The organism is Cohnella sp. 56 (assembly GCF_037963805.1).
GTDB lineage: Bacteria > Bacillota > Bacilli > Paenibacillales > Paenibacillaceae > Cohnella.
In genome coordinates, this window is sequence record NZ_JAZDQE010000008.1 from 240,594 (window position 1) to 253,290 (window position 12,697).

Annotated in this window: 13 protein-coding genes; 8 read left to right on the forward strand and 5 right to left on the reverse strand. The window is 61.2% G+C overall.

Translation table 11 applies throughout. The features are described from left to right. Positions 1 to 59: 59 nt before the first annotated feature. Positions 60 to 1,973, forward strand: coding sequence for a beta-propeller fold lactonase family protein (locus VQ071_RS16055; protein WP_445293298.1), 1,914 nt, complete (start codon positions 60 to 62; stop codon positions 1,971 to 1,973). Between the two features lie 476 nt (positions 1,974 to 2,449). Continuing rightward, positions 2,450 to 3,457, forward strand: coding sequence for a tryptophan--tRNA ligase (gene trpS / locus VQ071_RS16060; RefSeq protein ID WP_340515106.1), 1,008 nt, complete (start codon positions 2,450 to 2,452; stop codon positions 3,455 to 3,457). 72 nt (positions 3,458 to 3,529) lie between these two features. Here trpS and VQ071_RS16065 read toward each other — a convergent pair whose 3' ends face one another. After that, a complete protein-coding gene (locus VQ071_RS16065; RefSeq protein ID WP_340515108.1) occupies positions 3,530 to 3,715 on the reverse strand; it encodes a hypothetical protein in 186 nt (61 codons plus the stop codon). Positions 3,716 to 3,817: 102 nt separating this feature from the next. Between VQ071_RS16065 and VQ071_RS16070 the strand changes: the two genes are divergently transcribed. Next, on the forward strand, positions 3,818 to 4,042 hold the full coding sequence (locus VQ071_RS16070; protein ID WP_340515109.1) for an alpha/beta-type small acid-soluble spore protein: 225 nt from the start codon (positions 3,818 to 3,820) through the stop codon (positions 4,040 to 4,042). Between the two features lie 192 nt (positions 4,043 to 4,234). Here VQ071_RS16070 and VQ071_RS16075 read toward each other — a convergent pair whose 3' ends face one another. Continuing rightward, positions 4,235 to 5,218, reverse strand: a complete 984-nt coding sequence (locus VQ071_RS16075) for a metal-dependent hydrolase (RefSeq protein WP_340515110.1) — start codon at positions 5,216 to 5,218, stop codon at positions 4,235 to 4,237. A gap of 37 nt (positions 5,219 to 5,255) precedes the next feature. Between VQ071_RS16075 and VQ071_RS16080 the strand changes: the two genes are divergently transcribed. Next, a complete protein-coding gene (locus tag VQ071_RS16080; RefSeq protein WP_340515111.1) occupies positions 5,256 to 5,609 on the forward strand; it encodes a hypothetical protein in 354 nt (117 codons plus the stop codon). Here the strand turns inward: VQ071_RS16080 and gerQ are convergent. After that, positions 5,606 to 5,998 (reverse strand): spore coat protein GerQ, encoded by a 393-nt coding sequence (gene gerQ / locus VQ071_RS16085; protein WP_340515153.1) that lies wholly within the window; start codon positions 5,996 to 5,998, stop codon positions 5,606 to 5,608. The two genes, VQ071_RS16080 and gerQ, sit on opposite strands and share 4 nt — an antisense overlap. Before the next feature lie 134 nt (positions 5,999 to 6,132). After that, positions 6,133 to 6,555 carry a cell wall hydrolase gene (locus tag VQ071_RS16090; protein ID WP_340515112.1) on the reverse strand — a complete coding sequence of 141 codons (423 nt, stop codon included), beginning with the start codon at positions 6,553 to 6,555 and terminating at the stop codon, positions 6,133 to 6,135. 304 nt (positions 6,556 to 6,859) lie between these two features. On the opposite strand from VQ071_RS16090, the gene cyoE reads away from it, so the two are divergent. After that, positions 6,860 to 7,717 carry a heme o synthase gene (cyoE, locus tag VQ071_RS16095; RefSeq protein WP_340515113.1) on the forward strand — a complete coding sequence of 286 codons (858 nt, stop codon included), beginning with the start codon at positions 6,860 to 6,862 and terminating at the stop codon, positions 7,715 to 7,717. A gap of 5 nt (positions 7,718 to 7,722) precedes the next feature. Next, on the forward strand, positions 7,723 to 8,448 hold the full coding sequence (locus VQ071_RS16100; RefSeq protein ID WP_340515114.1) for an SCO family protein: 726 nt from the start codon (positions 7,723 to 7,725) through the stop codon (positions 8,446 to 8,448). A gap of 88 nt (positions 8,449 to 8,536) precedes the next feature. Here the strand turns inward: VQ071_RS16100 and VQ071_RS16105 are convergent, their stop codons facing one another. Next, a complete protein-coding gene (locus VQ071_RS16105) occupies positions 8,537 to 8,902 on the reverse strand; it encodes a toprim domain-containing protein (RefSeq protein ID WP_340515115.1) in 366 nt (121 codons plus the stop codon). Between the two features lie 289 nt (positions 8,903 to 9,191). Between VQ071_RS16105 and VQ071_RS16110 the strand changes: the two genes are divergently transcribed. Both VQ071_RS16110 and VQ071_RS16115 read left to right on the forward strand, forming a co-directional pair. Beyond that, on the forward strand, positions 9,192 to 10,934 hold the full coding sequence (locus tag VQ071_RS16110; protein ID WP_445293299.1) for an ABC transporter ATP-binding protein: 1,743 nt from the start codon (positions 9,192 to 9,194) through the stop codon (positions 10,932 to 10,934). Further along, on the forward strand, positions 10,912 to 12,690 hold the full coding sequence (locus tag VQ071_RS16115) for an ABC transporter ATP-binding protein (protein WP_340515117.1): 1,779 nt from the start codon (positions 10,912 to 10,914) through the stop codon (positions 12,688 to 12,690). The genes VQ071_RS16110 and VQ071_RS16115 overlap by 23 nt, the downstream gene beginning before the upstream one ends. The last annotated feature ends 7 nt before the right edge of the window (positions 12,691 to 12,697 follow it).

Consider the following 12,697-nt stretch of genomic DNA (forward strand, 5'->3'; position numbering starts at 1 on the left):
CCCGCGCGGGCCGTTCCTTCGCCCGTTGCCGGCCGGGGAGGCTATGGCTGGCGGCGGCGATGCTGTGCTGCGCCGCGCTGTCGCTGGCGGCTTGCGCCGGCGGCGAGACGAAGGCGGCCGTCGGGCCGAGCTCCAGCGACAATATCGTGCTGGCCGCGGACGGCAGAACCGTCTACGCGGTCAACGCAGACGTGGGCACGGTCACGAAGGCCGACGTCCGCAGCGGCAAGGTGCTGCAGGAGACTGCCGTAGGCCGCTTCCCGCAGCAGGCGGCTCTCTCGCCGGACGGACGCGAGCTGTACGTCACCTGCCGGGATACGGACAAGATCGATATTCTCAAGACGAAGGATCTGTCCTTGGCGGGGACGATCGACGCCGGCGGCATCGAGCCCTACGGCATCGTCGTGTCGCCCGACGGCAAGCGCCTCTACGTCTCGAACGACCGGTCCGGCACGGTGACCGTCATCGACCGGGCGGCGCGCAAGGCCGAGTCGACGGTCGCGGTCGGCGAGCGGCCGCGGGCGCTGGCGCTCACGGCCGACGGAACCAAGCTGTACGTCGGCCTCTACCTCAAGGCGGCCATCGCGGTGATCGACACGACGTCGCCGGCGGTGAAGTCGACGATCGAGCTGTCCGCATCGCCGGACGTATCCGATCCGAAGAAGAGTCAGGGCATACCGAACACGCTGGAGCAGATCCGCATCGCCCCGGACGGCAAGTCGGCCTGGGCGACGCATCTGCTGACGAATACGGATTCGGTCATCGCGTTCGACGAGACGGTGTTCCCGGCCGTATCCGTCATCGATACGGAAGCCGACCGCGAGCTGCCCAAGCAGCGCAAGGAGCTGTTCAAGGCCATCAACGTGCCGGACAGTCTGGGCAAGACGACGATCGTCTCCAACCCGTCCGACATCGCCTTCGCGCCGGACGGCGCCAAGGCATACGTCCTCATGTCCGGCAGCGAGGACGTTGTGGCGTTCGACCTCAATCGGGGCGGCAACGCATCCGGCATCGTCCGCCACGTGCCCGGCGATTGGCCGGTGGGCATGGCGCTGACCGGGGACGGGGGAGCGCTGTACGTGAACAACGGCAATACGCACGACCTCGCGACGATTCGTACGGCGGGAGATGCGAGAGCCGAGGCCAAGACGTTGAAGCTGATCGCCAAGGACCCGATGTCCAAGGAGGAGCGGCTCGGCAAGACCGTCTTCATGAGCGCCAACAGCGACGAGTACCCGGTCACGCAGCAGCACTGGATGAGCTGCGCCTCCTGCCACTCGGCCGGGGAGACGGACGGTCTGACGCTGATGGCCTCGAAGGGCCCGCGCAATGTCCCGAGCAACGTCGGTGCGATGGAGACGGGGCTGCTGCTCTGGGACGGCAGCCGCGACGATCTGACCGACTATATCCATACGGTGCAAGACGAGATGGGCGGGATGCTGGCGCAGGATGCGGGCAAGCCGATGGACGCCGAGCTGCAGAAGCTGTTCGACGCCTTGTCCGTCTATATGAAGGACCCGGACAGCATGCCGGTGCCGCGGAGCCCGTACCGCGCTGCGGACGGCGAGCTCACGCCGGAAGCCAGAGCGGGCAAGGCGCTGTTCGAGACGAAGGGGCAGTGCATCGCCTGTCATGCCGGCCCGTACTTCACGGACAGCGCGCAGGCTACGGGAGGCACGGGCAAGCTGACGACGGCCGACACGACGCATCTGTACGATGTCGGGACGGCGAATCCGCTCGACAAGCCGTCCAAGGGCGACGCGCGCGCGGGTTATGCCGACCCGCGGACGCCCAAGCAGTGGGACGTGCCGACGCTGCGCGGCGTATGGGCGACGGCGCCGTACCTGCACGACGGCAGCGCGGCTACGCTGAAGGACGTGCTGACGACCCGCAATCCCGAGGGCAAGCACGGCGGCGCGCTGACGGACGACGAGATCGACAAGGTCGTCGCGTATTTACAGCAGATCCAGTAGCGGTCGGCGCTCATTCGCTGTCGCATCGCTGGACAGCTCGCGCCCACACAGGCGAATCGACGGTTGACTTCTCCCGATCCAGCGGTATAATGAACGATAACATATGAGGCGATGATGAGAACAAGTACGCGAGGCATGGAACTTCAGAGAGCCGGTGGCTGCTGCGAACCGGCGTTCCCGCCTTGGCCGAATGGATCTCGGAGCCGACTGGGGAACGAGCCGCATGCCGGACGGGCCTGATGCCCGCCTTAAGCTGCCGACTCCCATCCAGTCCGTCCGTTCCCCGTTACCGGAACTTATCAAGGCTCAAGCGTCGGCATGCCGTCCCTTTGCGAGGGACGCAGGCCGCACGCGCGAGCGAATGAGGGTGGCACCACGATCTCTTCGTCCCTTGCGGCGGAGAGGTCTTTTTTGCGTTAACCGCGGATTGGCGAGCCATGCCGCGACATTCCAATTGACCGAAGGAGAAATCTGCTATGAGCGAAGCAAACGGCAAAAAACGCGTCCTCTCCGGCATCCAGCCGAGCGGACAGCTGACGCTGGGCAACTACATCGGCGCGATTAAAAAATTCGTCGAGCTGCAGCATGAATTCGACAGCTACTACATGATCGTCGATCTGCATGCGATCACCGTGCCGCAGGAGCCGGCCGCGCTCCGCGAGAACACCGAATCGGTAGCCGCGCTCTACCTGGCGGCCGGCGTCGATCCCGCCCAAGCGGCCGTATTCGTCCAATCCCATGTGCACGAGCATGCCGAGCTGGGCTGGATGATGACGACGCTCTCCTATATGGGAGAGCTCGAGCGCATGACCCAGTTCAAGGACAAGTCGGCCGGCAAGGACGCCGTAGGCGCGGGCCTGTTCGTCTATCCGTCGCTGATGGTGGCGGACATCCTGCTCTACAAGGCCGATCTCGTGCCTGTCGGCGACGACCAGAAGCAGCATCTGGAGCTGACGCGCGACGTCGCGGGCCGCTTCAACCACCGGTTCGGCGACACGCTGGTCGTGCCGGAGCCCTTTATCCCCAAGGTCGGCGCGCGCATCATGTCGCTCGACGACGCCTCCAAGAAGATGAGCAAGAGCAATCCGAATCCCGGCAGCTACATCGCCCTGCTCGATCCGCCGGACGTCGTCCGCAAGAAGCTGTCGCGCGCCAAGACGGACCTCGGCCGTGAGATCGTCTACGATCTGCAGAACAAGCCGGAGGTCAGCAACCTGCTCAGCATCTACGCCAACTGCTCGGGCGAGTCGATCGAGACGATCCAGAGCCGGTACGAAGGCAAGGGCTACGGGGACTTCAAAAAGGATCTGGCCGAGCAGGTGGTCGGCGTGCTCGAGCCGCTGCAGCGCAAATACGCGGAGATCCGGGAGTCCGGGGAGATTCACCGCATTCTCAAGCAGGGCGCCGAGCGCGCGAGCGCCGTCGCGGCGAAGACGATGGCCGAGGTCAAGGAAGCGATGGGCTTCCTGCCGCCGCTGCGCTGAATGCGCCAAGCGCACGCAATTTAAAAAAAGCCTGCGGTTCCCTCACAAGGGGAGCCGCAGGCTTTTTGCCGCTTAACGCTGCTGGATCGGACCTTTTTTGGCGATGCGCGCCTTGAGCGAGAATCCCCAGCCGATCACGGCAAAGGAGAGCACCGCAAGGCCGGACGCGAGCCAGCCGTTGTAGTCGATCGAGATGGCCGTACCGAGCAGCAGCAGCATGGAGACGACTGCAAACAACAGTCCCAAAGATTTGCTCAAAATGTCTTCACTCCTCAAGTATAGTTTTCTTCAACAATAGCATAATAACAACGCAAGCTTGCAACCAACCCATTCAAGCAGGACGAAAGGAGAAATTCAATCATGGCAAGCAATAGCTCCGGTTCCCGTAATCAAGTTCTGGTCCCTCAAGCTCGTGCCGCTCTGGAAAACATGAAGATGGAAGCCGCTCAATCTCTGGGCGTGCAAATTCCTTCCGACGGTTACTACGGCAACGTGACGTCCCGCGATGCAGGTTCCCTGGGCGGTTACATCACGAAGAAGCTGGTCCAAATGGCCGAGCAACAACTTTCCGGTGGCAGCCGCTAACAATCGTTAGCTCACCGAAAGCCCGAGGCAAACCCTCGGGCTTTTATTGTGCGCCTATCCGCCGCTCCGGTCAACCTCTACCATTAAAAATTTCCGGCAAATATGCAAACAAGGACGGCTCGGCGCCGTCCCTGTTCGCGTATTTGTCTATGCTCGCTGTGAAGACGTGAACGGTCGTGCGCAGTCAACCGCTCAATAGGCGTTCATGCGCAGCCTTTTTTCCAGCCGCTCGTCGCTCAGCCAGCCGACATACGACTGCATGACCTTGTAGGAGGCGTCCATCATGACCGTCGCGACGAACGGATACTGCTTGCGGTGACGGTAGCGAATGTCGACCCAACGCACCTCGTAGCCCCAGGCTTGCTCCAGCACGCTCGCGCAGGGGAATGGCGTGACGCTCAGGAACGCTTGGACATCCTTGTTTTTTTTCGAAGCGTCTACGGCCGGATGGATATCGCACCTGGTATGATCGATCCAGTGCACGGCGCCCTTGTCCCACTCGCCGATCGCGTACGTGCAGTCCGCGGACTGCCGCACGATGTTCCATCTGTACAAATTCAGCGTAGGCAGCAGCGTATATTGATCGCCGTCCCGGTGCTCGGGGTCCCTGGCGGGCAGCCGCGCGGACAGTGTCCGGTGCGCCAGGCTGCGCCACCCGTAGTAGACGGCCAGGAGGCCGTATAGCACGGGAAAAATAACGCGGGGACTCGCCCATCCGGTCAGCCAGACGACGATGCCTACGAGATGCGCGCCGAAAATGAACGGGTCGAAAATATGAATGATGTTCCAGGCGACCCACTTGCGCGTGACGGGTCTGAACGCCTGCGTGCCGTAGGAATTAAACAAGTCGCTGAGCACATGCAGGACGACGGAGAGCAGAATCCATAGACCGAGATGCCACCAGGACACGCTGCGGAAAATCAAGGACAGCACGAGCGTCAGCAGCACGGTCCAGCCGGCGATGGCAGGAAAAGAGTGGGACAGTCCGCGATGATTTCTGATATAATCGGCATTGCTTCGCAGCCGCAGCACGGTGTCGAAGTCGGGCGCCTGCGAGCCTGCGATCGTGCCGATCAACACCGCCACAGGTCCGTAAGGCTCGGAAGCGATGACGGGATCGATCAGGGCCAGTCCGCCCAAACCGAGCCCGAACACGAGATGTGTCCCGGAATCCATGTGCCAGCCAACTCCTTTTAACGGGATATTGCCGCAAATGCGGCATCGGTATAGTATGGGCGCCGTCCGATTCAAATATGAGGAGCTGAAGGCATTGATCCTGTTTTGCGAATATACCGTACTCGACGAATACAGGCCGTTATTTCTGGCGTGGGTGCGACGCGATCCGTCGCGCTGGTCGGATGCGGAGCTCGCCGAGAACCGCGAGCAGCCGGGGGTGTTCGTGGAGCTGCGCCGGGCGCGCGATGAGGCGGAGGCTGTCGCCAAAAAAAAGGAACGCCTCGATGGGCGTTCCGGCTGGCAAGAGATGGAGGCGTGGGTGAAAAAAGGCCGCGACGGCATTCGGATGTGGACGTTCGCTCCCGTGACTGCCGGCGAAGCTGCGGATTAGCGTCGGGTGACCGGATTGCCGGCTTGGCCGAAGGGCAGATTATAAATAAGCGGTTCGTCGAACGTAATATAATCCAGATTGAGCGTGAGCAGCAGATAACGCTTGCCCGTCGCCGGATCGCTGATGATGATATGGTCGCGTCCTGCAGCCTCAAGCACGCCTTTGAAGATTTTGGCGTTCCATTCGCTGTTGTTCTCATAGGTCATGTAGATCGTCGCGACTTTGCCGAGATTCATGCGCAGGATGTTCTCGACATACGATTCTTCCCGCCCGGTCGTCACCGGTATGAACGTCGCCCCGGTGTTCGAGATCGGCACGCCGTTGGGAACGGCGGGCGGCGCCATATTCATGGGCATCGTGCCGTTGGGTACGGCGATCGCACCGGTCATCGAAGGTACCATGCCGGACATTTGCTGTGCGGGAACGGCATTCATCGGTGCTTGCTGCATGCTGCCTTGGGGCCAAGCCATACGGTTATACAAGAAAGATCCTCCTTTGGTTGAGCGGCGCCCAAAAGCGCCAGTTAGTAAACGAGCGGGCAGTCGGATTGGAGCGGGACATAGAAGCAATGGGCCTTGAACCGGCCTTCGTTGCGCTGATCCCACCACGTCGGAGGACAGTCGCCGGTCGGCCGGAAAAACCAGAGCGCGTTGGAGGCGGGCCAGAATCGTTCCCCGTTGATGACGCGCCTGGCCAGCGCGATCTCCGAATCGCGGGCCCGCTGATAGAAGTACGGCTTCTGGATCGACTCGTATCCGCCCGGCGACTGGTACACCATATCCGACATCGAGCGGATATTTTTGAAGTCCAGGCAATTGGACAAAATACGGTTGACGCCTACGTTGCCGACCATCAGCATGCCCTGCGCGCCCTCGCCCTCCGCTTCCGCGCGGAGCAGCCGGGCCAGCAGCCTGACATCATCTTCGTTTGTCTTGATTACGGCCATGCTACGGCTACACCTTCCTGTCGCTTCGCGCCTGCGCTATCGGACCTGTCGGCCCGCCGGTCATCTAGGCGAATGTCTCCGTACATCATATTGCGGCGCCCCCGGAATGGTGACAATCGCCTACTCTTCAAATTGACGGTTCGAGGGCGGTCTGATGGCCGCCGGGTGGCGCACAGGTGGCGATTTGATGAACAGGTCGGCGCGAACATTGTCAAGGTGTGCAGATTTGGTTATCATCTAATAGAAGGAAATAGATAAACGTGTCAGGCCGCTTGCGGCTTTTTATGTTTGGAGGAGGCACATCGTGTTCAAAGATCTGGTGGCTCTGACCAAGCCGCGCATTATTCGCCTTAACCTCGTCGCGGCATTTGGCGGGTTCTGGGTCGCTTCGAGATGGCATATCGAGTGGTGGGACCTGCTCTGGATGCTGATCGGCACGACGTTGACGATGGCTGCGGCTTGCGTCTTCAATAATTACTGGGACAGGGACTTCGACACCAAGATGTCCCGGACGAGCGACCGGGCGCTGCCGCAGGGGCGGTTGTCTCCCGCATTCGTGCTTGGATACTCGATCGCGCTCGGCGTAGCGGGACTTGCCGTGCTGTTCCTGCTCATCAACCCGCTCTGCGGCTGGCTGGGCCTGCTCGGCATGTTCGTGTACGGCGTCGTCTACACGATCTGGCTCAAGCGCACCTCCACCTGGAGCACATCGATCGGCGGGATCTCGGGCGCTATGCCGCCCGTCATCGGATATTGCGCCGTAACCAATGAAGTCGATGCCGGCGCATGGATATTGTTCGCGCTGCTGTTCCTCTGGCAGCCGCCGCATTTCTGGTCGCTCACGATCAGGCGCGTGGAGGAGTATCGCGCGGCGGGCTTCCCCGTGCTGCCGGTCGTGAAGGGCATCCTGCGCACCAAGCGGCAGATGATTCCCTATATTCTGCTGCTGCTGGTCGCCTCGATCGCGCTGTATGTTTACGATTATGTCGGCATGTATTATCTGGTGCTGTCCGTTCTTATCGTCGGCGCATGGCTGATTCACGCGATCTCGGGACTGACCGCGAAGAATACGGAAAAATGGGCCAAGACGGACTTTTTGTTATCGGTCAACTATCTCATGATCATGTTTCTCGTCATGATACTCGATACGAACGGAGTGTAGCATAGATGTCTCAAGAGCACGAAGGGCCCGGCTTGTCCGGGAGCAACGACCGCACGGGAGGCAGTCCTGCCTCCGTGAACGTGAACGTATCGGGCAGCATACAGGCGACCAAGCCTGTCAAACCGTGGTATGTGCGATACGGATTCTCGCTGGCGCTGTTCGCGCTGCTGCTCGTCCTGATCGCCTGGCTGCTCATCCGCCAGCAGCAGGGAGACAAGCTGCCGGATCTGGGCGCGGCGCCGGACTTCACCTATCAGGACATCGACGGCAACGAAGTCAGCATGAGCTCGCTCAACGGCAAGGTGCGCCTGGTGTACTTTTTCTACACGAACTGCCCGGATGTCTGTCCGCCCACGACCTTCATGCTCTCGCAGGTTCAGGACAAGCTGAAGGAAGAGGGCGCATTCGGCAAAAGCGTCGATATCGTCTCCGTGACGATCGATCCGGAGCGCGATACGCCCGAAGTGCTGCGCAAGTTCGGCGACAAGTTCCACGCCGATTATGCCGGCTGGAAGTTCCTGCGCGGCGATGAGGCGGACACGGCCGATCTCGCCACCAAGTACGGGCTGGCCGCGATCAAAGGGCCGGACGGCTTTTTCTCCCATGCGAACCTGATCGTCCTCGTCGACAAGAAGGGCCGTATGCGCGAGCAGATCTTGCCGGACTCTTCGGGCATCGAAGGCACGGCAAGCTGGGAAGACGTATACGGCAAGGTCAAGAAGCTGATGTAGTTTGCTCAGGCCAATGACGGCAGCACCCCATACACCCTCAGTACGCGGCGATCTTGTAGCCCGTGCCGGGGGTGTTTTTCGTCTGCAGTCAGGTTTGATCCCGCCTTGACGGCGAGTCCGGCGGCGGATAGAGAATATGCTCCTCAAGTCCCGCCTTCTCGAGCTGCTGGATGAGATATTCCTCCGGCGTACCCTCCACTCCGGCATAACCGCGTCTCGTATAAATATGCTCGGCATCGGGGAATACGTCCCGCAGCATGCCGCGAATGCGCCGGCCCGAGGCGTCGTTGTCCATGTACAGATAGACGTGTCGGCGGCCGACCGCCTTGCGCAGCGCCTCGATCCGTTCGCTGCTGAGCGTGCCGAAGGTGCAGTGGATCGGCACGTCGCCCGACAGGACGCGTGCGAGCCGGCTGCGATCGTTTTTGCCTTCGACGATGATTGCGATATCCAACGTGCGAGCGCCTCCTCAGATCCGGATCGCGATGGGACCTGTCCAGGTCTCTCCGGTATAAGTTCGATTTATTGTACCACAAGCCGGGGGTATTCTAAGCGGAGACCCGGCCGCCCAAGCGCAGGACAGAGGGAGCAGGAGCCGCAGGTCATCCGTATATCGGACAAGCCGCGTTGTGACGACTGGGTAAAAGTTTTAGAATAGGGCCTAAAGGCAAGCGGCGATAAAGGCAAGCGGCAAGAACATTCCATCCCGGGAAGTGATGATGTTGAGGCCCAAACGTATGCTTATGGATTACATCAGGTCAAAGTGGTATGTGTACGGCTTCTCGATCGCGCTCATCGCGGCGGGCAATGCCATTCAATCTTACTATCCGCGCCTGCTGGGGAGCTTCACGAATCGGCTGGAGCAGGGGCGGCTGACTCATGATGCGATCGTCGATTACAGCTTGCGGCTGCTGGCCGTCGGCATCGCGTTCGGCGTCTTGGCCGGCGCGGGACAGTATGTCATCATGCGGCTGGGCAGACTGTACGAGTTCGATATGCGCAAACGGCTGTTCGCCCACTTCACGACGCTGAGCGAGCGGTTCTACTCGAAAAACGGCGTCGGCAAGCTGCTCAGCTACGTGATGAACGATGTGACTGCGGTTCGGGAGTCGATCTCGATGGGCATCAACCAGACGACCAATGCAACGATTCTTATTTTATCCTCTATGGTCATGATGACGCTGAGCGACATCCCGCTGCGCCTCGTACTCGTCTGCGTGCTGCCCCTGCTGTTCATTCCGTGGATCGTGACCCGGTTCGGCCCCGTCATTCGCAAACGCTCGCTCACCGTGCAGGATTCGCTCGGTAAAATGACCGAGTCGGCGGAGGAGCAGTTCGGCGGCATCCGCGTGACCAAGAAGTTTGCGGCCGAGGAGATCATGAACAGGCGCTTCGGGGAAAACGTCGACCGCATCCGCGACAACCAGCTGCGTCTGGTGCGCGTATCCTCGCTGTTCCAGGCGATCATTCCCTTCCTCGGAGCGCTCTCGATGATCGTGACGATCGCCTACGGCGGTTACTTGACGCTGCGGCATACGATCTCGCTCGGCAACTTCGTCGAATTGACGTTGTATATTCGCATGATGGCTGCGCCGCTGCAGCAGATCGGCAACGTCATCAATACGATGCAGCGCTCCCGCGCCTCGCTGGAGCGGATCGGCGATCTGATGGCGGTCGAGCCGGATATTCGCGAGACGGCGGGTGCGAAGCCGCTCAGTCTCAAGCAGGCCGCCATCCGTATCCGCCATCTCAGCTTCGCGTATCCGGATTCCGAGCGCGAGGCGCTGCACGATATCCATCTCGACATTGCGCCGGGCTGCACGCTCGGTATCCTGGGCAAGACCGGCAGCGGCAAGACGACGCTGGTCAAGCTGCTGCTGCGCGTGTACGAGGCGCCCGCGGGCACGATCCGGATCGGCGGCACCGACATCCGCGAGCTGACGCTCGAGAGCTTGCGCGATCAGATCGCATACGTACCGCAGGAGGGCTTCCTGTTCAGCACGACGATCCGCGACAATATCGCGTTTTTCAACCGGAAATCGGAGCTCGACAAGGTGAAGCGGGCGGCCAAGCAGGCGCAAATATACGCTTCGATCGCCGAGCTGCCGGACAGCTTCGACACGAGGCTCGGCGAGCGGGGCGTCACGCTCTCCGGCGGACAGCGGCAGCGCACAGGTCTGGCTCGCGGCCTGATCAAGGACGCGCCGATTCTGATTATGGACGACAGCGTCAGCGCGGTGGATGCGGTGACGGAGAAGCGGATTATCGAGGGGGTCCGCAGGGCGCGAAGCGGCAAGACGACCATCCTCATCGCCCATCGGATCAGCGCGCTGAAGCATGCGGATGAGATCGTCGTGCTGGACGAGGGCCGGATCGTGCAGCGAGGCACGCATGCCGAGCTTCTGGCCAGAGCGGGCTTGTACGCGACGCTTCATGCTATTCAGGAGGAGGGGGACCGAGACGATGAAGACCAGGCCGTCCTCTGACCAGCAGTCCGCCTTCCGCGCTTTTTACGGGTACATCCGGCCGCACAGGCTTTCCTTTTTGCTTGTTTTCAGCTGTACAATACTTGCCGTCGCGGCCGATCTGGCCCAGCCCTATCTCGTCAAGATTGCCATCGACGACCACATCATGCAGGGGAGCTACAATTACGGGGCGCTGGTGACGATCTGCGCGGTTTATCTCGGATTGGCGGCAGCGGGCTTTCTGTTCACCTATTTGCAGAACAATCTGCTTCAGTATTTGGGCCAGCATATTATCGGCCGCATCCGCAAGGACCTGTTCGCGCACATCGGCAAGCAATCGATGTCGTTTTTCGACCGGATGCCGTCCGGCAGTCTGATTACGAACGTTTCGAGCGATACCGAGACGCTGAATCAATTTTTCTCGCAGGTGCTCCTCAGCGTCGTGCGCGACGGGCTGACCCTTATTTTCATCATTGCCATCATGTTCCGTCTGGATGTCACGCTGACGCTCTATTGTCTCATCCTGCTGCCGGTCATCGCGCTCATCGCGATCGGATTCCGGACGTATATGCGCAAGACATACCAGCTCTCCCGCGCGGCGCTGTCGCGGCTGATCGCGTTCGCGGCCGAGAATCTGGCGGGGATGAATATCATTCAGGCGTTCCATCAGGAGCGGGAGCAGCAGAGCCGGTTCACCGACAACAACCGGACATATCTCCGCGCCAATCTGCGGGAGATTCGCACGAACGTGCTGTTCAATCGGTCCTTCGATATTCTCAGCAGCCTGTCCATCGCGCTTGTCACCTGGCTCGGCGGGGTGGCGGTGTTCGGCAGGGCGATCGAATTCGGCGTTTTATATGCCTTTATCACGTATATCCGCCAGTTTTTCCAGCCGATCAGCACGATCACCTCGCAGTGGAATACGCTGCAGTCGACCTCCGTCTCGGTCGGCCGCATCTGGAGCCTGTTCGCCGTCAAGCCGGAGATCGAGGATGCCGCCGTTCCTGCGAAGCTTGAACCTGCGCGCGTCGTCGGCCGCATCGACTTCAACCATGTCCGGTTCGGCTATCAGCCGGAGGTGCCGGTGCTGCACGATCTCGATCTGCATATCGCGCCGGGGGAGATGATCGGGATCGTGGGCACGACGGGCGCGGGCAAAAGCTCGCTGATCAGCCTGCTGTGCCGGTTCTACGACGTCGGGGCGGGAGATGTCCGCATCGATGGCGTGGATATACGCGAGCTGCCCCAGTCGTCGCTGCATCGGATCGTCGGGCTCGTGCAGCAGGAGCCGTATTTGTACGCGGGCAGCATCGTCGACAATATCCGCATGTTCGACGAAGGGATCACGCGCGAGGAGGTCGTCCGCGCCTGCCGGTTCGTCGGGGCGGACGACCTGATCGGCCGGCTGAAGGACGGCTACGACACGCTGCTGTCGGAGCGGGGGAGCGGGCTGTCCGCCGGCGAGCGGCAACTGATCTCGTTCGCGCGGATCATCGTGTTCAAGCCGAAGATTCTCATTCTCGACGAAGCGACGGCCAACCTGGATTCCTACACGGAGCATCTGATCCAGCGGGCGCTGCGGGTCGTCTCCCGGGAGCGGACGACGCTCGTCATCGCGCATCGGCTGTCCACCGTCATGCGGGCCAACCGCATCATCGTGATGAGCGGCGGCCGCATCGTCGAGCAGGGCAGCCATGACGAGCTGCTGGCGCAGCACGGCTACTATGAGGAGCTGTACCTGCATTCGCAGGGCAAGGAGGAGCGAGGGGTGGGATGACTTGGCA

Excerpts from the sequence above, each read along its gene's own strand:
- VQ071_RS16070 (WP_340515109.1), top strand. The coding sequence starts at position 3,818 with ATGGCAAGCAATAGCTCCGGTTCCCGTAATCAAGTTCTGGTCCCTCAA.
- VQ071_RS16100 (WP_340515114.1), top strand. The coding sequence starts at position 7,723 with ATGTCTCAAGAGCACGAAGGGCCCGGCTTGTCCGGGAGCAACGACCGC.
- VQ071_RS16080 (WP_340515111.1), top strand. The coding sequence starts at position 5,256 with ATGCGGCATCGGTATAGTATGGGCGCCGTCCGATTCAAATATGAGGAG.
- VQ071_RS16090 (WP_340515112.1), bottom strand. The coding sequence starts at position 6,555 with ATGGCCGTAATCAAGACAAACGAAGATGATGTCAGGCTGCTGGCCCGG.
- VQ071_RS16110 (WP_445293299.1), top strand. The coding sequence starts at position 9,192 with ATGGATTACATCAGGTCAAAGTGGTATGTGTACGGCTTCTCGATCGCG.
- VQ071_RS16055 (WP_445293298.1), top strand. The coding sequence starts at position 60 with ATGCTGTGCTGCGCCGCGCTGTCGCTGGCGGCTTGCGCCGGCGGCGAG.
- VQ071_RS16075 (WP_340515110.1), bottom strand. The coding sequence starts at position 5,218 with ATGGATTCCGGGACACATCTCGTGTTCGGGCTCGGTTTGGGCGGACTG.
- trpS (WP_340515106.1), top strand. The coding sequence starts at position 2,450 with ATGAGCGAAGCAAACGGCAAAAAACGCGTCCTCTCCGGCATCCAGCCG.
- VQ071_RS16115 (WP_340515117.1), top strand. The coding sequence starts at position 10,912 with ATGAAGACCAGGCCGTCCTCTGACCAGCAGTCCGCCTTCCGCGCTTTT.
- gerQ (WP_340515153.1), bottom strand. The coding sequence starts at position 5,998 with ATGACCGGTGCGATCGCCGTACCCAACGGCACGATGCCCATGAATATG.